At 65.1% G+C, this 21,050-nt stretch carries 17 protein-coding genes; 12 read left to right on the forward strand and 5 right to left on the reverse strand.

Annotation, left to right across the window (positions count from 1 at the left end):
• The first annotated feature begins 193 nt into the window (after positions 1 to 193).
• Complete coding sequence (locus QA643_RS00350) at positions 194 to 1,195, forward strand: D-glycerate dehydrogenase (protein WP_283031242.1); 1,002 nt, start codon at positions 194 to 196, stop codon at positions 1,193 to 1,195.
• 110 nt (positions 1,196 to 1,305) lie between these two features.
• On the opposite strand, the gene QA643_RS00355 is transcribed toward QA643_RS00350, so the two are convergent.
• Positions 1,306 to 2,265: a LysR family transcriptional regulator gene (locus tag QA643_RS00355; protein ID WP_283031243.1), complete on the reverse strand. Its 960-nt coding sequence runs from the start codon at positions 2,263 to 2,265 to the stop codon at positions 1,306 to 1,308.
• Positions 2,266 to 2,384: 119 nt separating this feature from the next.
• Here QA643_RS00355 and QA643_RS00360 point away from each other — a divergent pair, with 119 nt between their 5' ends.
• Entirely contained in the window at positions 2,385 to 3,389 is a 1,005-nt protein-coding gene (locus QA643_RS00360) for an aldo/keto reductase (RefSeq protein ID WP_283031244.1), read from the forward strand.
• Between the two features lie 12 nt (positions 3,390 to 3,401).
• On the opposite strand, the gene moeB is transcribed toward QA643_RS00360, so the two are convergent.
• Complete coding sequence (moeB, locus tag QA643_RS00365; RefSeq protein ID WP_283031245.1) at positions 3,402 to 4,205, reverse strand: molybdopterin-synthase adenylyltransferase MoeB; 804 nt, start codon at positions 4,203 to 4,205, stop codon at positions 3,402 to 3,404.
• Between the two features lie 245 nt (positions 4,206 to 4,450).
• Here moeB and QA643_RS00370 point away from each other — a divergent pair, with 245 nt between their 5' ends.
• Positions 4,451 to 5,830, forward strand: coding sequence for a peptidoglycan-binding protein (locus QA643_RS00370; protein ID WP_283031246.1), 1,380 nt, complete (start codon positions 4,451 to 4,453; stop codon positions 5,828 to 5,830).
• A 137-nt stretch (positions 5,831 to 5,967) separates the two neighbouring features.
• On the opposite strand, the gene QA643_RS00375 is transcribed toward QA643_RS00370, so the two are convergent.
• Entirely contained in the window at positions 5,968 to 8,070 is a 2,103-nt protein-coding gene (locus QA643_RS00375; protein ID WP_283031247.1) for a methyl-accepting chemotaxis protein, read from the reverse strand.
• 589 nt (positions 8,071 to 8,659) lie between these two features.
• On the opposite strand from QA643_RS00375, the gene QA643_RS00380 reads away from it, so the two are divergent.
• Positions 8,660 to 9,457, forward strand: coding sequence for a ParA family protein (locus tag QA643_RS00380; RefSeq protein WP_283031248.1), 798 nt, complete (start codon positions 8,660 to 8,662; stop codon positions 9,455 to 9,457).
• 103 nt (positions 9,458 to 9,560) lie between these two features.
• On the opposite strand, the gene QA643_RS00385 is transcribed toward QA643_RS00380, so the two are convergent.
• Together QA643_RS00385 and mutM are read right to left on the reverse strand one after the other, a co-directional pair.
• Positions 9,561 to 10,127, reverse strand: a complete 567-nt coding sequence (locus tag QA643_RS00385) for a GNAT family N-acetyltransferase (RefSeq protein ID WP_283031249.1) — start codon at positions 10,125 to 10,127, stop codon at positions 9,561 to 9,563.
• A complete protein-coding gene (mutM, locus tag QA643_RS00390; RefSeq protein ID WP_283031250.1) occupies positions 10,115 to 10,996 on the reverse strand; it encodes a bifunctional DNA-formamidopyrimidine glycosylase/DNA-(apurinic or apyrimidinic site) lyase in 882 nt (293 codons plus the stop codon). The genes QA643_RS00385 and mutM overlap by 13 nt, the downstream gene beginning before the upstream one ends.
• Positions 10,997 to 11,075: 79 nt before the next feature.
• Between mutM and ubiE the strand changes: the two genes are divergently transcribed.
• The 8 genes from ubiE (at position 11,076) to QA643_RS00430 (ending at position 20,934) form a co-directional block, all read left to right on the forward strand.
• A complete protein-coding gene (ubiE, locus tag QA643_RS00395) occupies positions 11,076 to 11,837 on the forward strand; it encodes a bifunctional demethylmenaquinone methyltransferase/2-methoxy-6-polyprenyl-1,4-benzoquinol methylase UbiE (protein ID WP_283031251.1) in 762 nt (253 codons plus the stop codon).
• A complete protein-coding gene (gene ubiB / locus QA643_RS00400; protein WP_283035074.1) occupies positions 11,834 to 13,408 on the forward strand; it encodes a 2-polyprenylphenol 6-hydroxylase in 1,575 nt (524 codons plus the stop codon). Before ubiE ends, ubiB begins: the two co-directional genes overlap by 4 nt.
• Positions 13,409 to 13,466: 58 nt before the next feature.
• Positions 13,467 to 14,906 carry a bifunctional phosphopantothenoylcysteine decarboxylase/phosphopantothenate--cysteine ligase CoaBC gene (coaBC, locus tag QA643_RS00405; protein WP_283031252.1) on the forward strand — a complete coding sequence of 480 codons (1,440 nt, stop codon included), beginning with the start codon at positions 13,467 to 13,469 and terminating at the stop codon, positions 14,904 to 14,906.
• Positions 14,903 to 15,361 (forward strand): dUTP diphosphatase, encoded by a 459-nt coding sequence (dut, locus tag QA643_RS00410; RefSeq protein ID WP_283031253.1) that lies wholly within the window; start codon positions 14,903 to 14,905, stop codon positions 15,359 to 15,361. Before coaBC ends, dut begins: the two co-directional genes overlap by 4 nt.
• 273 nt (positions 15,362 to 15,634) lie before the next feature.
• The gene (locus QA643_RS00415; RefSeq protein ID WP_283031254.1) at positions 15,635 to 18,151 is read left to right on the forward strand and encodes a PAS domain-containing sensor histidine kinase; all 2,517 of its coding nucleotides are present in this window, start codon (positions 15,635 to 15,637) and stop codon (positions 18,149 to 18,151) included.
• Positions 18,148 to 19,668, forward strand: coding sequence for a tRNA (adenosine(37)-N6)-threonylcarbamoyltransferase complex ATPase subunit type 1 TsaE (gene tsaE, locus QA643_RS00420; protein ID WP_283031255.1), 1,521 nt, complete (start codon positions 18,148 to 18,150; stop codon positions 19,666 to 19,668). Before QA643_RS00415 ends, tsaE begins: the two co-directional genes overlap by 4 nt.
• Positions 19,669 to 19,758: 90 nt before the next feature.
• Positions 19,759 to 20,082, forward strand: a complete 324-nt coding sequence (locus QA643_RS00425; RefSeq protein ID WP_283031256.1) for a PilZ domain-containing protein — start codon at positions 19,759 to 19,761, stop codon at positions 20,080 to 20,082.
• A 129-nt stretch (positions 20,083 to 20,211) separates the two neighbouring features.
• Positions 20,212 to 20,934: a nucleotidyltransferase family protein gene (locus QA643_RS00430; RefSeq protein WP_283031257.1), complete on the forward strand. Its 723-nt coding sequence runs from the start codon at positions 20,212 to 20,214 to the stop codon at positions 20,932 to 20,934.
• Positions 20,935 to 21,050: the final 116 nt, after the last annotated feature.

Genomic DNA, 21,050 nt, shown 5'->3' on the forward strand with positions numbered 1-21,050 from the left:
AGAGAGGACGGAACGCCAAGAACCAGAACGCCCGAATTTTCTGCCGAAAATCCGAGGCAAGTATTGGGGAACCCAAGGGACTTACCTCACGAAACAGCCGGATGCCGGGACCGCGTGGCCACCGCAGTGTCGAACAACCGGGTTAATGAGGCCTGAACGGCGCGCTTTACGTCGTCCCTCATGAGAGCTGGACATGTCGGTTAAGAAAAAACCCCTCGTCGTCGTCACTCGCAAGCTGCCGGACTCGATCGAGACGCGGATGCGCGAGCTGTTCGACGCGAGGTTGAACCTCGACGACACGCCGATGACACCGCAGCAGATTGCCGAAGCCTCCCGCTCGGCCGATGTGCTGGTGCCTACCGTCACCGACATGATCGACGAGACGATGATCAACCATCCCGACTGCAAGCTGCGCATGATCGCCAATTTCGGCAACGGCGTCGACAATATCGACGTCACGGCGGCGCATGCGCGCGGCATCACGGTGACCAACACGCCGAAAGTTCTGACCGAGGACACCGCCGACATGACCATGGCGCTGATACTCGCCGTGCCACGGCGACTGATCGAAGGCGCAACGATCCTTCCCGACGGCAAGAACTGGCCGGGCTGGTCCCCGACCTGGATGCTCGGCCATCGCATCGGCGGCAAACGCCTCGGCATTATCGGCATGGGCCGGATCGGCCAGGCGGTCGCCCGCCGCGCCCGCGCCTTCGGCCTGCAGATCCACTATCACAACCGCCGCCCCGTGGCCCCCATGATCGCCGAGGAACTCGGGGCGACCTATTGGGAAAGCCTCGACCAGATGCTGGCGCGGATGGACATCATCTCGGTGAACTGTCCGCATACGCCGGCGACCTATCATTTGCTGTCGGCGCGGCGGCTGAAGCTGATCCGCAAGGACGCCTACATCGTCAACACCGCGCGCGGCGGGGTGATCGACGAGGACACGCTGGTCAAGTTGCTGGAAGCCGGCGATGTCGGCGGCGCCGGGCTCGACGTCTACGAGCACGAGCCCGCGGTGAACCCGAAGCTGGTGCGCCTCGCCAAGGCCGGCAAGGTGACGCTGCTGCCGCATATGGGCTCGGCCACGATCGAAGGCCGCGTCGAGATGGGCGAGAAGGTGATCATCAACATCAGAACCTTCCTCGACAATCACAAGCCGCCGGACCGCGTGCTGCCCAGCATGCTGTAAACGGGATGTCTCAACGAGGTCGTCCCTGCGAACGCAGGGACCCATAACCACCGGCCTTTGTGATTACGACAAACTGGCGCTCCAGCTCTTCCGACAAGCAACATCGGTAGTTATGGGTCCCGGCTCGCGCTCCGCTTGGCCGGGACGACGGAGGATTTTTCGCTCTTTCGCCGCTCCTGCCTGCGCCATTGCGCGACGAACGTCACGAACGCGGCCAGCGCCGGCGGTGGCTGACGCCGGCTCGGGTAATACAGAAACGGCCCCGGAAACGGCGGGCACCAATCGTCGAGCACGCTGACCAGCGCGCCCGACTTGATGCCGTAACGAACATAGCCCTCGAAGGTCAGCCAGAAGCCGACGCCGTCATGGACGGCGCGTAGCGCAAGGCCGAGATAGGTCGCGACCAGCTTGGCCGGCGGCGAGACTTTTACGACGCGGCCCGTCTTCTCGAATTCCCAGTCCAGCATCGCGCCGCTGCCGAACCGGGTGCGGATGCAGGAATGCTCGAGCAGCTCCTTCGGATGTTTCGGGCGGCCGTGCTGCGCGACATATTCGCGCGAGGCCACCACCGCGTAGCGCTGCGGCGCCCCGAGCGGGACCGCGATCATATCCTGCGCCAGGTGCTCGCCATAGCGCACGCCAGCATCAAAACCCTGGGCCACGATGTCGACGAACGAGCTGTCGCCGACGATTTCCAGATCGATTTTTGGATGCGCCTGAAGGAACGGCGCGACCATCGGCGCCAGCACCAGATCGATCGCCGGCGGCGGCGCGTTGATGCGCAGCCGCCCCGACGGCACGGACCGGAGGCCGCGCACCTGGTCCAGCGCCGCGCCGACGTCGGACATCGCGGGCGCAACACGGGCCAACAAAAGCTCGCCGGCTTCGGTGAGCGCGACGCTGCGCGTGGTGCGGTTCATCAGGCGGACGCCGAGCCGCTCCTCCATGTCGCGCAGGCGCTGGCTGAGGCTCGAGACGGAGACGCCCTGCTCGGTGGCGGCCCGGCGGAAATTGCGCGTGCGCGCCACGGCAACGAACGCGTCGAGATCGCGGAGATCGAAATCCTTCATTGTTCGATATATTGAACAAGCTATTTCGAATTGTCCAGCTTATCGCGCGGGCGTGGAAGGTTCATATCAGCCTCGTCATTACGGCGGCATCGCCGCCACCGATCACGAGGAGAACCACCATGGAAAAGCGCAACCTCGGCAAGACGGGCCCAAGTGTCTCCGCCATCGGCCTCGGCTGCATGGGCATGTCAGACTTTTATGGCCCTGCCGACCGCGGCGAAAGCATCGCCACCATCCATGCCGCGCTCGATGCCGGCATCACGCTGCTCGATACCGGCGACTTCTACGGCATGGGCCACAATGAGATGTTGATCCGCGAAGCGCTCGCCTCGCGCAATCGCGACAATCTGCAGATCAGCGTCAAATTCGGCGCGCTGCGCGATCCCGCCAGGAATTGGTCCGCCTATGACAGCCGCCCGGCGGCGATCAAGAATTTCCTCGCCTATTCGCTGCAGCGGCTCGGCGTCGATGCGATCGACATCTATCGTCCCGCACGGCTCGATCCCGATGTGCCGATCGAGGAAACCATCGGTGCGATGGCCGACATGATCAAGGCCGGCTGGATCAGGCATATCGGCCTTTCCGAGGTCGGCTCCGACACCATTCGCCGCGCGCACGCCGTGCATCCGATCGTCGATCTGCAGATCGAATATTCGCTGCTCGCGCGCGGCATCGAGAGCGACATCCTGAAGACCTGCCGTGAGCTCGGCATCGGCATCACCGCCTACGGCGTATTGGCGCGCGGCCTGATCAGCGGCCACTGGACCAAGGATCGTTCCGCCGCGCAGGATTTCCGCAGCCTTAGCCCGCGCTTTCAGGGCAGCAATCTTGATGCGAACCTGATGCTCGCTGACTCATTGCGGCGAATTGCCGATGACGTCGGCGCTTCGCCGGCGCAGGCCGCCATCGCCTGGGTCGCGGCGCAGGGTCGCGATATCGTGCCGCTGGTCGGCGCCCGCCGCCGCGATCGTCTCGCCGAGGCGCTCGGCGCGCTCGATGTCCGGCTGACGCCAGCCCATCTGGCCGCACTGGCCGAGGCGTTTCCGCCTGGAGCGGCCGCTGGTGCACGCTATCCGGAAGCCCAGCTCGCGCACATGGATAGCGAGAAGCGCATCGGCCCGTAGCTGAGCGGGGTGCTACGCCGCGTGCCCGCTCAGATCGATGATGACAGGCGTATCGCCGTTGAGCGGGTTTTGCGGGTCGCGCGTGTAGCGCAGCGTTTCGAAACGCATCGCGCGCGCATCGACCATCACGAGCCGGCCGACCAGGCTCTCGCCGAAGCCGACGATTTCGCGGATCGCCTCCAGCGCCATCATCGAGCCCAGCATGCCCGCGAGCGCGCCCATCACGCCGGCCTCGGCACAGGCCGGCACGGTGCCGGGCGGCGGCGGTTCGGGAAACAAGCAGCGATAGGTCGGATTGTAGTGGCCGTCGGCGTCGCGTTCATGCGCCCGGATCGTGGTCAGCGATCCGTCGAACTGGCCGAGCGCCGCCGTGATCAGCGGCTTGCCGGCAAAGAAGCAGGCATCGGACACGAGATAACGGGTTTCGAAATTGTCGGAGCCGTCGAGCACGAGATCGTAGTCGTCGATCAGCGGCATCACGTTCCCGGCACGGAGGCGAACGGCGTGAGCCTCGAACTGAACATGGGGGTTGAGCGCGTGAACCGTCTCCGCGGCGCTGTCGACCTTGAGCCGTCCGATATCCGGCGTGGTGTGAATGACCTGGCGCTGCAGGTTGGACAGCGAGACGACGTCGTCATCGACCACGCCGAGCCGACCGACACCGGCGGCCGCCAGGTACATCAGGACCGGCGCGCCGAGGCCGCCGGCGCCGATCACCAGCGCAGATGCATCCTTGAGCGCCGCCTGCCCCGGGCCGCCGACGTCGCGCAGCACGATATGGCGGGCGTAACGTTCGAGTTCGTCATCGGTCAGCATGGACTTTGTTCCCTGCATCCGCGCTATCGGATCCTCATGGTGAGGAGCGCGTCTTCGCGCGTCTCGAACCATGCGGCCCGACTCGGGCCTTCATCCTTCGAGACGCGGCCAAAAGGCCGCTCCTCAGGATGAGGAGAAACGACCGGCGATCCCCTGAACCGGGGCGCGGTTGTTGCCGACCAAGCAGATGTGCTTAATTGGCCGCGCGTCAATGATTACGCTCCCCTATTCTGCCGGGATTTGTCATGAGATCGGTGCTTTCGGCAACATTGATGGTGACGGCCCTGGGCCTAGTCGTTTCCGGTCCTTCGGCGCAGGCGCAGATGACGCCGCCTTCGACGGCCGGAACGAAGCCGAAACCGGTGACGACGGAGCCGATCCGTCCGGCGGTGCAGAAACCGGAGGACACCGCCAAGGCCCTGAGCCAGGCCGAGCGGCTGGCCCTGCAGTCGGATCTTGCCTGGGTCGGGCAATATAACGGCGCCATCACCGGCGACGTCAGCGAGCGCATGGTCAATGCGATCAAGGAATTCCAGAAGTCGCGCGGCGGCAAGCCGACCGGTGTGCTCAATCCGCAGGAACGCGGCGTCCTTGCCGAAATCGCGAAGAAGAAGCAGGAGAGCGTCGGCTGGAAGGTCGCGACCGATCCCGGCACCGGCGCCCGCCTCGGCATTCCGACAAAACTGGTGCCGCAGCAGGCCAGCGACGCCAACGGCACCAAATGGAGTTCGCCGAACGGCACGATCCAGGTTCAACTGGCGCGGCGCAAGGAGGCCGGTCCCACCACGGCCAAGCTTGCCGAGCGCGAGAAGAAGGAGCCGGGGCGCAACGTCGACTACACGGTCGTCAAGCCCGATTTCTTCGTGCTGTCCGGCCTGCAGGGCCTGAAGAAGTTCTATATCCGCGGCACGTTCAGAGGCGACGAGGTCCGCATCCTCACCATCATGTACGATCAGGCGACCGAGAACACCGTCGAGCCGGTGGTGATCGCGATGTCGAGCGCCTTCAACGCATTCCCGGCCGCGGCGCAAACGGCCGGGCCGCCGCCGCGCAAGACAGTGGAATACGGCACCGGCCTCGTCGTCAGCGATGACGGCGCCATCATTGCCGACCGCCAGATCACCGACGGCTGCATCGCGATCGCGATCGCCGGCTTCGGCAATGCCGATCGCATCGCCGAGGACAAGGCGCACGACCTCGCGCTGCTCCGCATCTACGGCGCGCGCGGGCTGAAAGCACTCGACCTCGCCAAGCCTGCCGCGAAGACGGCGCTCGATCTCACCGGCATTGCCGATCCGCAAGTTCAGGGCGGGGGTTCGGCCGTGACCGGCGCCAAGGCTTCGGTAGCCCAGCTCGGCGGCAGCAGCGATATCGCGCTGACGCCGACGCCGGCGATCGGTTTTTCCGGCGCACCCGCGCAGGACGGCGACGGCAAGTTCGCCGGCGTCGCATTGCTCAAGCCGGTTCAAGTCGCCGGGCCGGCGACCGACGCCCCGGCGGCGCAGGCGGTGCTGGTGACCGCCGATACGTTGCGTGGCTTCCTCAAGGCGAATGACGTCAATGCGACCGGCGGATCGACCGATGCCAAGGCGTCCGTGGTTCGCGTGATCTGCGTGAGGAAGTAGACGTTGGTGTCCCGGACGCGATGCAGCGTGCAACGCTGCTTCGCAGAGCCGGGACCTACACTGCGGAACGATGGGCCCCGGCTCTGCAGCGCTTCACTTCGTGCTGCGCTGCGTCCGGGGCGCGCGCCACCAACAGATCAAGCCGCCTTGATATTGTTGAGGAAGGCTTCGACCTCGCCGCGCATCGTCTCCGACTGTTTCGACAATTCGCTGGACGCCTGCAGCACCTGATGGGCGGCTGCCCCGGTATCGCCGGCCGCCTGCTGAACGCCGACCACATTCGCCGAGATTTCGCTGGTGCCAGCCGCGGCCTGTTGCACGTTGCGGGCGATCTCCTGCGTGGCCGAGCCCTGCTCCTCGACGGCGCTGGCGATCGCGGACGCGATCTCGTTCATTTCGTTGATCGTCGAGGTGATCCCCTTGATCGCGGTCACGGCCTCGCTCGACGAGTTCTGGATCGCCGAGATCTGCGCCCCGATCTGCTCGGTCGCCTTGGCGGTCTGCTCGGCAAGGCTCTTGACCTCGGACGCCACCACCGCAAAGCCGCGGCCCGCCTCGCCGGCGCGCGCAGCCTCGATCGTGGCGTTGAGCGCCAGCAGGTTGGTCTGCGAGGCGATGTCGTTGATGAGTTTTACGACGTCGCCGATGCTGGCCGCGCCATCATACAGCCCCTGGACGGTAACGTTCGTGCGATCGGCCTCCTCGACGGCTTTCTGCGCGATCGCGGCGGACTGCGCCACCTGCCGGCCGATCTCGGTCACCGAGCCCGCCAGTTCCTCCGAGGCCGCCGCGACGGTCTGCACGTTGGTGGAGGCTTCCTCGGTCGCGGCCGCGACCGCGGTCGCCTGGTTCGAGGCTTCTTCCGCGGTGGCCGTCATCGACGACGCCGTCGCCTGCAGCTCGGTCGAGGCCGACGCCACCGACCGCAGCACGTTCGAAATGCTGTTATCGAACGCCTGGGTCAGCTCATTGACCCGCGTCGCCCGCGCCATGCGTGCCTTGACTGCCTCTGTTTCCTTGTCGGCGAGCTCCTTGGCCTTGATCATGTTCTCCTTGAAGATCAGCACCGCCTTCGCCATCAGGCCGAGCTCATCCTTCCTGTCGGTCGCGGGGATAGCGACCGAGTGATCGCCGCCGGCGAGCTTGCCCATGGCGCCGACCATCTTGAGGATCGGCGGCACGATCGACCGGTTGGTCAGGTACACGACCGTCGCCGCGATGCCGATGCCGACACCGAGCAGCACCCAGAGCAGCGTCGCGAGGAAACCTGTCTCGGCAAGGACGGCGTCGCCATCCCGTTTCAGATTGTTCTGCTGCCGTGAAACCATTCCGCCGGCACGCGCGCCGGTGGCGTCCTTGGCACCGGCAAAGATGTCGAGCAGCTTGTTGGCGCGCGGCGCCGCCTCGTTGGTCAGAAACCACTGCGCCATGTTCCAGCGGTCCGAAGCGCGGATCTCGAACATCTTCTGCGGCAGCGGCGCAAATTTGGCGCGGGCCGCGATGAGCGCGTCGAAGGCCTTCTGCTGGCCGCCCGTCATCTCGCTGCGCCGCTTCGCGAGCGCCTCGAACTTTTTCTGATTGAGCGCCCAGAGCTGCTCGAATTCGGTCTTGAAGGCGGCATCCGCCGTCAGCAGATAGGCGCGAATGGCGCCGATCGCCGAGGCCATGCTGCCGCGCAGATCGGCGAAGTCGATCAAGAGGCTCTTGCGCGCATCCGTCGAGGCAATGCCCCCTTCCTCGTCGATGATCGAGGTGGCGTTTTGCAGCATCAGCTTCGCGAGCGGCGCAGCTTCAGTGGCGAGCAACTTTGCCGCGGGCTGTTCGTCCAGGGTATGGGCGATCGCTTCCGCCCTGTCCTGTGCACTGCGCAGCTCGTCGAGCAATAGCTTGGCCTGGCGCCAGTCCGCCTTGTTCTGTTCGGCCGTCCAATGGCCGGAGAGATCGTCCATCCTGGCGCCGTGGCGCTGCATTTCCTTCCAGAGCATCGCGCGCTCGGTCTTGAACGAATCATTGCCGGTGATCAGCCAGCCCCGCAGCGAGGCCAGCGAAGCGTAGACCCCGGCGACGACTTCGCTCGCGGTCATGGCGGTCGGCACACGAAGGTTCACTGTGCGGCTGGTGGCCTCGTTCACTTCGCGCACCTTGACGATGGTCGTACCGACCACCACGGCGAGCAGCGCACAAAGCACGCTGAAGCCAAGAATCAACCGTCCCCGGATATTCAGGTTCACGAGCGTCACGGATTTGATCTCCATCAATGCAATGGCAAAAGTGCCCGGAATTCAATGCATCGAGGGTCAGGCGTTACCGTGAACAAAGGACAAATCGGCAAACCGTACTAGTACGCAGTTCGCTCACGCCGATTGCGAAATCTCCCGTAAAACAACGGAGCTATGGCAGGCAAATGGAATAATCCGGCGCGCGCAGGGCTGCCGTCAGCTAAGCCCGAACCTCGCGCCGGCGCGCGCAAATCCGCCGCCGATGCCGATGGCGTTCCGTCTGCGCGCCAGCACGCCGCACCCGACATCGTTCCATCCTCGTGTAACTGGAATGCTGGCTGCGCGATCCCGCCAATGACCCGTCATGCCGTTTTCCCGTTTCTTGTTGTGGTTTCACTGGGCACAAACTGCACCGCGCGGCAGTATTTGCCCGGATGACCACCATTCCAGAATCGTGCATCATTGCAAGCAGACTGATTCGGACAACCGCGATCCCCTGACCTTTGGATCGGGCTGGGCACGTCTGAACGAGCGCGTAACTCAGCGTCGCAGAATGCGGCGCGGCTCGTGGCGTAATCCAAATGCCTGAAAGCTATCCAGAGGACCTGAAATGCAGACGATCGTATTGGCCACCCAGAAGGGCGGCTCCGGGAAAAGCACGCTTGCCATCAGCCTTGCGCTTGCCGCCATCCGGGCCGGACACAATGTCCGCGTGATCGAAACGGACTCGCAGGGCACGCTTTCGAACTGGAAGCGCCGGCGCCCCTATGCCGCGCCGATCGTCGAGCCGGTTTACGCCGCCAGGGAGGTCGAACAGCGCCTGCAATCACTTGCGCGCGAGGGCGTGGCTGTGACAATCGTGGATACCGCCGGCGGTATCACCGCCGCGACCACGTCAGCGATTCGCTATGCCGATTTCTGCCTGATTCCGACCCGTCCGAGCATTGCCGACATCGAGGCGACCGCCCCGACGCTCAGCTGCATCAGGGCGTGGAAGAAACCGTTCGCCTATGTCCTGAACCAAGCCCCAATCCGGGGCGCGGCGCGCCTCGCCGGCGCGGAGAACCTGCTGAGCGACGAGGCCGCGCTGGATATCGACGATATCGTTGCCCGTCCCATCATCATGATGCGGAACGATCACCAGGACGCGCTGACGGCCGGCCTCGCCGTCTGCGAATACGCGCCGGGCAGCAAATCCGCCGAGGAAATCCGAGATCTCTGGCAGTGGATCGAAACGCGGCTCGGCAACGTCGCGGCTGCCGGCGACGAACCGGTCATCGAGAAGAACGCCCCGATCATCGAGAAGTTCGTGGAAAGAGAAAGGCCCACGGGACTTCCGTCAGTGGCTGCGCTCACCTCCATCGTGAACGACACCGCGCTATTCCTGAGGGTGCAGGCCCGAAACTGACACCCCCTTCCCGGCGACGCCGTAGCGAGCTTGTCCGCCGTAGCTTGAAAGAGCAACAGCGGAAGCAATCCAGCCACCAGCGCCGCTGGATTGCTTCGCTCCGCTACAGATCCCGGCGCAGCCAGTTTTTCCGGGTCACGCGCCATCTTTCCGCGCGCGTCTGACCGTTGTGATGGGGAAGCTCGACATAGCCGACGAATTCGGCGCCGGTCTTTTGCTTGACCCGCCGTGACGCCTCATTGGTTACGGCGTTGCAGACGTGCAGAACGTCGACGCCGAGAACACGGAAGGCAAAATCATTTACGGCCGTGACGGCCTCGGTCATCAAGCCTTGATTCCAGTAGCGTTCAGCAAGCCAAAATCCGCGGTTGCCCTTGGGATCGTCGACCCACGGACGCAGGCGGATATTCCCGATCGCCTCGCCGTCGCCGCCGCGCAGCACCAGCATCCAGTTATAGATCACTTCCCCCGCCGCGACCCGCTCCAACTCCCGCTCAATGAACGTCACCGCACCATCTTCCGGATATGGCCAGGGAACGTTCTGTGCGAGATGCTGGATGATGTTCCAGTTGTTGAAATGGCGCTGGATCGCCGGCGCATCCGACAGCGCCAGCGGCCGCAGGATGAGTCGCGCCGTCTCGAGCGTCGGGGTTTCGGTTATTTCTGACATTTCGGACACCAAAAGGTCGATCGGCCGTTCTGAACGAAGCGCCGCACGATACCGCTGCAGCCCTTGGTCTGGCACCTCTCGCCCTCGCGGTCATAGACCTGGAACGAGTGCTGGAAATAGCCGAGTTCGCCGGAGGTCAGGCGATGGTCGCTGATCGAGGAGCCGCCGGCCTTGATCGCCTGATTGAGCACCGAATGAATTGCGCCGACCAGCCGCCCGGCATGGTCGGTCGGCTCGCCCTTCTTGGTCGCCAGCGTCGCCGCCAGGCGGCGGGGCGAGAGCTGCGAGCGAAATAGCGCTTCGCAGACATAGATATTGCCGAGACCCGCAACCACGCGTTGGTCGAGCAACGCGGCCTTCAGGCTGGTCTTCTTGTTGTGGCACGAGCGCGCCAGCATCGCGGCATCGAACTCATTGCCGAGCGGTTCGGGGCCCAGATCCTTCAGCAGCGGCTCGTCCTCCAGCGCGTTGCGGGCGATGATCTTCATATAGCCGAAGCGGCGCGGGTCGTTGAAGACGATCGAAGCCCCCGATGACATGTGAAACACGACGTGGTCGTGTGCGCGATCCTCGCTGCGCGGATGATGAAACTGACCGGGCGTCTTGTCATGGCTGCCGTCGAGCACCCGGAACGAGCCGGACATGCCCAGATGCATCACCAGAACGTCGCCGGAGCCAAGGTCCGCCATCAGGTATTTGGCGCGGCGGCCGAGACCGGTCACGGTCTGGCCCTCCAGCCGCGTGGTAAAGTCTTTTTGAAAGGGAAACCGCAAATCCTTGCGCCGGGCTTCCGCCTTGAGGATTTTCGCTCCCTCCATGGCCGGCTGCAGGCCGCGGCGGACGGTCTCGACTTCGGGCAATTCAGGCATACAGGCATTCACCTTATGGAGGTGACGTGATAGCGCCATTGCGCCGGGCGCGCTATGGTCCGGTAGTGGAGTACATGTAATGGTTCGGCCGGAGCAAACCACCCATTTTGGCTTCAGGGACGTGCCCCTGGGGGATAAACAGACGCTGGTGAACGACGTGTTTCACAGCGTGGCATCCCGCTACGACCTGATGAACGATCTGATGTCGGCGGGCCTGCACAGGGTCTGGAAGGACATCATGATCACGGCGCTCAACCCGCCGAAAAACGATGCGCCGTTTGCGCTGCTCGACGTCGCCGGCGGCACCGGCGACATCGCCTTCCGTGCAGCCGAGGCCTCCGGCTTCGGCTTCCAGGCCACCGTCTGCGACATCAACAGCGACATGCTCGAGGTCGGCCGCAACCGCGCGCTGGCCCGGCATCTCGACCACCAGGTCTCCTTTGTCGAGGGTAACGCCGAGGCGCTCGCCTTTCCCGACCGCTCGTTCGACGCCTACACCATCGCGTTCGGCATTCGTAACGTGCCGCGGATCGATGCGGCGCTGGCCGAGGCCTATCGCGTGTTGCGGCCGGGCAGCCGCTTTCTCTGTCTGGAATTCTCCGCTGTCGACGTGCCCGGGCTGGATTGGCTGTACGACCAGTTCTCCTTCAAGGTGATCCCGCCGCTCGGCCGCGCCGTGACCGGCGACGCGGAATCCTATCAATATCTCGTCGAATCGATTCGGAAATTCCCCCGGCCGAACGTGTTTGCCGGGATGATCCAGAACGCCGGCTTTTCGCGGGTGAAGTGGCAGAGCCTGTCCGGCGGCATCGTCGCGTTGCATTCGGGCTGGCGTTTGTGATCTCTGCGGCGACCCACATCGCGCGGCTGGTCCGCGCCGCTTACGTGTTCGCGCGCGAGGGCGTGTTCGGCGTCGTCGACCCCAGCCTGGTCCCGCCACCCGGGCAACTCGCGCTACGCCTGGCGCGGCTGATCGAACGGCCCGGCGCCAAGGTCGGCCCACGCCTGTCGCGCGCGTTGACGCGCCTTGGCCCGGCCTACCTCAAGCTCGGGCAGTTTCTCGCCACCCGTCCGGACGTAGTCGGCGTCGCGATGGCGCGCGATCTGGAAAGCCTGCAGGACCGGCTGCCGCCGTTCTCGCATAGCGAAGCCGAGGCTGTGATCGCCGCCTCACTGGAACGCCCGCTCGCAAAGGCCTTTGTCAGCCTTGGACCTGCGGTCGCCGCGGCCTCGATCGCACAAGTGCATCGCGGCGAGGTCGAGCGCAACGGCGTCCACGTGCCGGTCGCCGTCAAGGTGCTCCGGCCAAATGTCTCCTCACGCTTTCGCCGCGACCTCTCCGATTTCTTCTTTGTCGCGCACAATGCCGAAGCGCATTCGGCCGAGGCACGGCGGCTGCGGCTGATCGAGGTCATCAACACCATGTCGCGCTCGGTCGCGATGGAGATGGACCTGCGGCTCGAGGCCGCCGCGCTGTCGGAGATGGCGGAGAACACGCGCGACGATCCGGACTTCCGCGTGCCCACCGTCGACTGGGACCGTACCACACATAACGTGCTGACGATGGAGTGGATCGACGGCATTGCGCTGAACGACCACGCCCGCCTTGCCGCGGCGCAGGTCGATCTGCCCGACCTCGGCCGCAAGGTGATCCAGAGTTTTCTGCGCCACGCGCTGCGCGACGGCTTCTTCCACGCCGACATGCATCCCGGCAATCTGTTTCTCGACGATGCCGGCCGGCTTGTCGCGGTCGATTTCGGCATCATGGGCCGGCTTGGGCTGAAGGAGCGGCGCTTCCTGGCCGAAATTCTGCTTGGCTTCATCACCCGCGATTATCGCCGCGTCGCCGAGGTGCATTTCGAGGCCGGTTATGTGCCGGGCCACCATTCGGTGGAGAATTTCGCGCAAGCCATCCGCGCCATCGGCGAGCCGATCCACAACCGCACCGCCGAAGAAATCTCGATGGCGAAGCTGCTGACGCTGCTGCTCGAGGTCACCGGGCTGTTCGACATGCAGACCCGGCCTGAATTGATCCTGCTGCAAAAGACCATGGTGGTGGTCGAAGGCGTGGCGCGCGGCTTCGACCCCAAGCTCGATATCTGGAAGGTCGCCGATCCCGTGGTGCGGGAATGGATCGAGCGCAATCTCGGCCCGCTCGGGCGGGTTCAGGGGGCGATGTCCGGCGCGGGCGAACTCGGCCGCGTGGCGGCGAGCCTGCCCGCGATCGCCTCACGGGCGGTTGCCGTGGTCGAGCACATGGAGAAGATGACCCGGGAGGGCATCACGCTGTCGCCGGAGACGATTGCAGCCCTGGGCCGCGCCGAGGGCCGCAAGAGCCGCTGGCGAACGGTGGCGCTGTGGATCATCGCGGCGACCTTTATTGGAATTTTGATCGCCATCCGCCAGCTATGATTGCAATGATAGCACGAGATTGCTATCATTGATAGCATATCTTGCCGGAGGGCCCACCATGGCCAGCCTGACCATCCGAAAACTCGACGACGGCATCAAGTCCTACCTGCGGCTGCGCTCGGCCAAGAATGGCCGTTCGGTCGAGGAAGAGGTCCGGGTGATCCTGCGCGAATATTGCGAGGGCAGCCCGGCGCCGGCCGCACCGTTGGCCGCAGCGCCCGCTGCAGCAGACCGGGCAGGCGCCGAGCGCACGAACGTGGCCGGACAAGCCAGCGTCACCCTGATCATCGGCGGCGGCATTGCCGCTTTCAAATCGCTGGAGCTGATCCGGCGGCTGAAGGAGCGGCATGTCGATGTCCGCTGCGTGCTGACGAAGGCCGCACAGCAGTTCGTTACGCCGCTCTCCGCCAGCGCGCTGTCGCACGAACGCGTCTACACCGACCTGTTCGATCCCGGCAGCGAATTCGACGCCGGCCATATCCGGCTCGCGCGCGAATGCGATCTGATCGTGGTGGCGCCGGCGACCGCCGACCTGATGGCAAAGATGGCGAACGGCCATGCCGACGATCTCGCCAGCGCCATTCTCTTGGCGGCCGACCGGCCGATCCTGCTGGCGCCGGCGATGAACCCCTTGATGTGGAACAACGCCGCCACGCGCCGCAACGTGATGCAGCTCCGCCGCGACGGCGTCCACATGATCGGCCCCAATGCCGGCGAGATGGCCGAGTCCAACGAAGCCGGCGTCGGACGGATGTCCGAAGCGGTCGAAATCGCGGCCGCCGCCATCGACATTCTCCGCCCGCCGCGGCCGCGGCCGCTGCTGGGCAAGCGCGTGCTGATCACGGCTGGGCCAACCCATGAGGCGATCGACCCTGTGCGCTATATCGCCAACCGCTCCTCCGGCAAGCAGGGATTTGCCATCGCCGCCGCCGCGCAGGCCGCGGGCGCCGACGTAACGCTGGTCACCGGTCCCGTCGAGCTGCGCGATCCCACTGGCGTGACCGTCATCCGCGTCGAATCGGCGCGCGACATGCTGCACCGGGTCGAGGCCGCGCTGCCGGCCGACATCGCGGTCTTTGCCGCCGCGGTCGCCGATTGGCGCGTGGCCAATGAAGGCGAGCAGAAGCTGAAAAAGACCTCCGGCGGCACGCCGCAGCTCGCATTGGTGGAAAACCCCGACATTTTAGCGACGATCTCGAAGCTGAAGGACAAGCGCCCGCCGCTGGTGATCGGCTTTGCCGCCGAGACCGAGCATCTGATCGACAACGCCAAGGCCAAGATCGCACGCAAGGGCTGCGACTGGATCGTCGCCAACGACGTCTCGCCCGCAACAGGCGTGATGGGCGGCGACCGCAACACCGTTCATTTGCTGACGCGCGACGGCGAAGAGATCGGTGTTGATTCCTGGCCCGTGATGACCAAGGAACAAGTCGCAGCCGAACTGGTGGCGAAGATCGCCGAGGCTCTAGCGAACAAGGCCGTGGAGAAGAATTCGTGAGCGAAAGCGTGAAAGTCGAGGTCTGCCAACTGCCGCATGGCGAAGGCCTCGCCTTGCCGGCCTATCAGAGCGCTCACGCCGCCGGGCTCGATCTGCTCGCCGCCGTTCCCGCTGATACGCCGCTGATCCTGTCGCCCGGAAAGCACGCGATGGTGCCGACCGGCCTCACGATCGCGCTGCCCAGGGGTTTTGAGGCGCAGGTGCGGCCGCGCTCCGGGCTTGCCGCCAAGCACGGCGTCACGGTGCTGAACTCGCCGGGCACGGTGGACGCCGATTACCGCGGCGAGATCAACGTGCTCTTGATCAATCATGGCGATGCACCGTTCCCGATCCGGCGCGGCGAACGCATCGCGCAGATGGTGATCGCGCCGGTCGTGCAGGCAGAGCTCGTTCAGGTCGCATCGCTGTCATCGACGGCACGCGGCAGCGGCGGTTTTGGCTCGACCGGGCGCTGATCGGCGCCAATTTTGTCCGCTGAAACCGTGAGTGGTCCGATTTTTTCACAGCCTACCCACGTTCACGATCTGGACTCTTACCCCTCGAGTCTCGCTCGGGATACTCTCGCTTCGATTCGTGTGAGCACGACCGGTAAAGTGGGGTCCTGTTTTGGGTCCGGGCGCGCTCAATCCTCATTCGGCGCACAATCTCAACGCCAAACCGCTCATTTTTTGGCGGGATTATGCGCTGGGGGTAGTGCCGGGCCTGCAGTCGCGTAGTTGGGGCAAATAATGTCGGGCGTAGCCGCTGCGATGCGTCGAACCCTGCTGTCGTGCACCTCACTGGCGCGCCACGGCATGATTGCGCTCGCCACCCTCTCCGCATCGCCGGAACCCGCCGCGGCGGCCGAGCTGTCGATCGGGCAGACGATTTCGACCCTATTCAACCTCAATCACCAGGAATTCGCGGCGCTGACAACGGCGCTATCGCTGCTCGGCTTCACCGTGCTGGCCGCGATCCTGCTGATGCGAACCCGCATTCGGGCCACCCAAACGGAACTCAACCTCCGCCAAGACATCACCGACCTGCAGGCGCAGGCCGACCGGCTCCGCGCGCTGCTGTTCGCCGAGCCCCAGGTCCTGATCGCCTGGGCCGCCGGCGACAACCGGCCCCAGATCAGCGGCGATACCTCGCTCCTGATCTCGCAGGACGCGCTGGCGAGTTCGCCGCAGCGGATCCTGGCCTTTGGAACCTGGCTGCCGCCGGAACCGGCGCTGCAGATGGATCATGCGGTCGACGCACTGCGCGAGGTCGGCGAGGGCTTTCTGCTCAATCTTTCGACCTCCAACGGCCGCGCCATCGAGGCGATGGGCCGCGCCATCGGCGGCCAAGCCATTGTCAGGATTCGCGAACTCGGCGGCTTGCGCCGCGAGCTTGCCGAATCCAATCTCCGCTACAGGACCCTGCTGGAGGAGACCGAGCTGTTGCGCAACTTCGCCGCCGCGGCGCCATGGCCGATCTGGGCCAAGAGCGCCGAAGGCAATCTGCGTTACGCCAACACGGCCTATGTCCGCGCGACAGAGGGCAGGAGCGTCGCGGATACGATCCACCGCAACCTCGAACTGCTCGAGAACGATCAGCGCGCCGAGATGAACCGGGTGCTGAACGATAATGCCAGCTTCAGCGCGCGGCTGCCGATCGTGGTCGGCGGCGAGCGGCGCATTTACGACATTCAGACGCTCAAGCTCAGCGGCGGCACTGCCGGTATCGCCATCGACGCCGGCGAGGCCGCGCAGTTGCGTGATGCCATGGAGCGGATGGTGGAAGCCCATCGCCGTACCCTCGACCAATTGTCATCAGGGGTCGCCGTGTTCGACGGCCAGCGCCGGCTCGCGTTCTACAACGAGTCCTACCGGCGGCTTTGGGGCCTCGATCAGGCTTTCCTCGATTCCAATCCCGACGATTCAAGCGTGCTCGACCGGCTGCGGGCGGCGCGCAAGCTGCCCGAACAGCCCGACTTCCGCGCCTGGAAGGCCAAGCTGCACGAGGCCTACCGCGCCGTCGAACCGGCGACCTACACCTGGTTCCTGCCGGACGGCCGCGCGCTGAGCGTCGTCACCACACCGAACCTCGAAGGCGGCGTCACCTACCTGTTCGACAATGTCACCGAGAGCCTCGATCTCGCGCGCCGCTACGACCGCCTGACCCGGGTGCAGCACGAAACGCTCGACAATCTGGCCGAAGCCGTCGCGGTGTTCGGCAGCAACGGCCGCGTCGAGCTGTTCAATCCGGCTTTCGCCAAGATGTGGAAGCTACCGGCGGAATCGCTCAAAGAGCAGCCGCACATCGAGACCGTGGAAGCCTGGTGCAAGCCGCTGTTCGACGACGCGCTGACCTGGCGAGCGCTGCGCGAGGCCATCACGGGTATAGAAAACCGGGCGCAGGTGGCGCTCAAGCTCGAGCGCAAGGACGGCAGCGTGCTTGACTGCATGACCATGCCGCTGCCCGACGGCGCGACGCTGCTGACCTTCCAGGACATCACCGACACCGAAAATGTCGAGCGGGCGTTGCGCGAGCGCAACGAGGCGCTCGAGGCCGCCGACCAGATGAAGGTGGATTTCGTCCACCACGTGTCATACGAGCTGCGCGCGCCGCTCACCACCATCATCGGCTTTGCGCATTTCCTCAGCGATCCCTCGACCGGCCCGCTAACGCCGAAGCAGGCCGAGTATCTCGACTACGTCACCAAATCGACCAACGCGCTGCTGGCGCTCACCAACAACATCCTCGATCTCGCCACCATCGACGCCGGCGCCATGAAGCTCGAGCTGGGCCCGGTCAACATCGAGAAGGCGATCCAGGCCGCCGCCGAAGGCATTCAGGACCGCCTAGCCACCGACCGCATCGAGCTCAAGATCGACATCGATCCCAATATCGGCAACTTCACCGGCGACGAGCGGCGCGTCGTGCAGGTGCTCTATAATCTGCTCGCCAACGCCGTCGGCTTCTCGCCGCACGATGCAGCGGTCACGATCAGCGCGCGGCGGACCGAGCATCGCGTGATCTTCACCGTCAGCGATTGCGGCCCCGGCATTCCGGCCGAGGTGAAAGACAAGGTGTTCGACTGGTTCGAAAGCCACTCGCACGGCTCGCGGCACCGCGGCGCCGGCCTCGGCCTGTCACTGGTACGCTCCTTCGTCGAGCTGCATGGCGGCAAGGTGCGGGTCGATTCCGTGGTCGGCAAGGGCACCTCCGTCACCTGCGACTTCCCGGTCGACCAGAACGCGCATCGCAACGCCGCCGAATGACCGAACCTGCGACATTTACGGTGGCGCTCGCGAACGAGACGGCCACCGCGCATCTGATGGCCGACCTCGCGCTGCTGGTCAGTCCGGGCGACGTGATCACGCTCTCGGGCGATCTCGGCGCCGGCAAGACCGCGGCGGCGCGCGCGATGATCCGCTATCTCGCCGGCGATCCCACGCTGGAAGTGCCGAGCCCGACCTTCACGCTGGCGCAGAGCTACGAGCAGCCGTTTCCGATTGTCCACGCCGACCTCTACCGCATCAATGATGCGAGCGAACTGGAGGAAATCGGGTTGTCGCCGCTGCCGGAGGGCGCGCTGGCGCTGATCGAATGGCCGGAGCGTGCGCCGGATGCACTGCCCGAAAATCGCATCGACATCGCCTTCAGCCACCGTCCCGCGCTCGGCTCCACCGCACGCGCCGCCGAAATCACCGGCCATGGCAAGGCGGCCGTGCAGGTGGCGCGGCTCGAGGCGTTGCGCAAACTTCTCGTTCAAGCCGGCTTCCTCACCGCCGAACGCGAGCGCATGCCCGGCGATGCCTCGACGCGCTCCTACGCACGGCTGGTCGGCAAGGACGGCACATCGATCCTGATGAACTCGCCGCGCCGCCCGGACGGGCCGGCGATCTATGACGGGAAATCCTACAGCGCGGCTGTGCATCTCGCCGAGGACGTCAAGCCGTTCGTCGCCATCGACAATGGCCTGCGTGCGCACGGCTTCTCGGCGCCGGCGATCCGCCATGCCGACATCGACGCCGGCTTCCTGATAACAGAGGATTTCGGGAGCGCCGCCGTTGTCGAGGGCGATCCGCCGCAGCCGATCGTGGAATGCTACGAAGCCGCCACCGACATGCTGGCGGAGCTGCATCGCAAGCCGCTGCCCGAAACAGTGCCGCTGGCGCCGCAGCTCACCTACGATATCCCGGTCTATGGTATCGATGCATGGCTGGTCGAGATGGGCTTGATGCTCGAATGGTATCTGCCGGATCGCGGCGCGGAAGTGAGCCAAGAGCGGCGCGACGAGTTCGTCACGATGTGGCGGACGCTACTGGAGAAGCCGGCGGCGGCGCCGCGCACCTGGGTGATGCGGGACTTTCACTCGCCCAACATCATCTGGCTCGCCGAGCGCACGGGGATCCTGCGCGTCGGCATCATCGACTTCCAGGACGCCGTGCTGGGGCCTGCTGCCTACGATCTGGTGTCGCTGTTGCAGGATGCGCGGATCGACGTGCCCGAACAGCTCGAGCTGGCGCTTCTGACCCGCTACATCAAGGCGCGCCGCGCAACCGATAGCGAATTCGATCCGGCCAGCTTTGCCGAGCTCTACGCCATCATGTCGGCGCAGCGGAATACGCGCCTGCTCGGCACCTTTGCCCGGCTCAACCGGCGCGACGGCAAGCCGCAATATCTGCGCCACCAGCCGCGGATCTGGACCTATCTGAACCGCTCGCTGGCCCATCCGGCGCTGGCGGCGTTTCGCACATGGTACGCCGCCAACGTACCGCCGCCGGTTCCCTGATTTACCTCCTGTTAGCCACCCCGCCCTTAATCTCGAACTGATCCATGCTGGACAGGCATGGCACAGCCGATTTGAAGCGGGAACACAGCCATGGCGGGAGCGGAACGGCGCCGGGGAGATCGGGTCGTATTTGAGCGCGGCTTTGCGGCGCACATGATGGGCATCGATGGCACCTGGCGGCGCGACTGCGTGATGGAGGACGTCTCCGAGACCGGCGCCAAGCTGACGGTCGAAGGCTCGGTCGAAGGCCTGCACCTGAAGGAATTCTTCCTGCTGCTGTCGTCCACGGGCCTCGCCTATCGCCGCTGCGAACTGGCCTGGGTCAATGGTGACCAGATCGGCGTCAACTTCCTGAGGCAGGGTGACAAGAAAAAGAAGGCGGCCAAGCGCGGGGCCGAGGACGCCAACGCCTGACGTTGGCACAAAAGCGGCTGTCGTACGGCCGTCACATGCAGCAACTATGGCCTCCCAGTCACTGCAATAGGCTATTCGCCGTGGTATGATCCGCGGCGCGATTTGAATGATTGGAAAGAACGCTAGGGAATGCCCGTTACGCCCACCAAAGCCATGGTCCTTGCCGCCGGTCTCGGTCTGCGCATGCGCCCCCTGACCGACCACATGCCAAAACCGCTGGTGCGCGTCGCCGGTCAGCCGCTGCTCGACCACGTGCTGGACAAGCTCGCCGGCGCCGGCGTCAGCGAGGCCGTGGTCAACGTGCATTATCTGCCCGACCAGATCATTGAGCATACCGCGAGCCGGACCTGGCCCCGCGTCATCATCTCCGACGAGCGCGACGAGGTGCTCGGCACCGGCGGCGCGGTGGTGAAGGCACTGCCGCTGCTCGGCAAGGAGCCGTTCTTCCATCTCAACGCCGACACGATGTGGATCGATGGCGTGCGGCCCAATCTGATGCGCCTTGCGGAGGCCTTCGATCCGGCGCGGATGGACATCCTGCTGTTGATGGCGCCGACCACGAGCAGCATCGGCTATGCCGGCCGCGGCGACTACGGAATGCTGCCAGACGGCGCGCTGCGCAAGCGCAGGGAACACCAAGTGGTGCCGTTCGTCTATGCCGGCGCCGCGATCATGTCGCCCGCGCTGTTTACCGATGCACCCGCCGGCGAATTCTCGCTGACCAAGATGTTCGATCGCGCCAATGAGCAGGAGCGCCTGTTTGGGCTGCGGCTCGACGGCGTCTGGATGCATGTCGGAACCCCCGACGCGGTGCAGGCCGCGGAAGAGGCGTTTTTGGAGAGCGTGGCGTAGCGCCCACGGCTGTCATGCCCCGCGAAGGCGGGGCATCCCGTACGCCGCGGCCTCTCGCTTCGATCACTACTGTCTCTGGAATACTGGATCACCCGCCTTCGCGGGTGATGACAGTT

The organism is Bradyrhizobium sp. CB3481 (assembly GCF_029714305.1).
Classification (GTDB): Bacteria; Pseudomonadota; Alphaproteobacteria; order Rhizobiales; family Xanthobacteraceae; genus Bradyrhizobium.

Coding starts and splice junctions, on each gene's coding strand:
- QA643_RS00350 (WP_283031242.1), top strand. CDS start 194: ATGTCGGTTAAGAAAAAACCCCTCGTCGTCGTCACTCGCAAGCTGCCG.
- QA643_RS00415 (WP_283031254.1), top strand. CDS start 15,635: ATGTCGGGCGTAGCCGCTGCGATGCGTCGAACCCTGCTGTCGTGCACC.
- mutM (WP_283031250.1), bottom strand. CDS start 10,996: ATGCCTGAATTGCCCGAAGTCGAGACCGTCCGCCGCGGCCTGCAGCCG.
- tsaE (WP_283031255.1), top strand. CDS start 18,148: ATGACCGAACCTGCGACATTTACGGTGGCGCTCGCGAACGAGACGGCC.
- QA643_RS00430 (WP_283031257.1), top strand. CDS start 20,212: ATGCCCGTTACGCCCACCAAAGCCATGGTCCTTGCCGCCGGTCTCGGT.
- QA643_RS00355 (WP_283031243.1), bottom strand. CDS start 2,265: ATGAAGGATTTCGATCTCCGCGATCTCGACGCGTTCGTTGCCGTGGCG.
- QA643_RS00385 (WP_283031249.1), bottom strand. CDS start 10,127: ATGTCAGAAATAACCGAAACCCCGACGCTCGAGACGGCGCGACTCATC.
- QA643_RS00380 (WP_283031248.1), top strand. CDS start 8,660: ATGCAGACGATCGTATTGGCCACCCAGAAGGGCGGCTCCGGGAAAAGC.
- moeB (WP_283031245.1), bottom strand. CDS start 4,205: ATGCTGACCGATGACGAACTCGAACGTTACGCCCGCCATATCGTGCTG.
- QA643_RS00360 (WP_283031244.1), top strand. CDS start 2,385: ATGGAAAAGCGCAACCTCGGCAAGACGGGCCCAAGTGTCTCCGCCATC.
- QA643_RS00425 (WP_283031256.1), top strand. CDS start 19,759: ATGGCGGGAGCGGAACGGCGCCGGGGAGATCGGGTCGTATTTGAGCGC.
- coaBC (WP_283031252.1), top strand. CDS start 13,467: ATGGCCAGCCTGACCATCCGAAAACTCGACGACGGCATCAAGTCCTAC.
- ubiE (WP_283031251.1), top strand. CDS start 11,076: ATGGTTCGGCCGGAGCAAACCACCCATTTTGGCTTCAGGGACGTGCCC.
- QA643_RS00370 (WP_283031246.1), top strand. CDS start 4,451: ATGAGATCGGTGCTTTCGGCAACATTGATGGTGACGGCCCTGGGCCTA.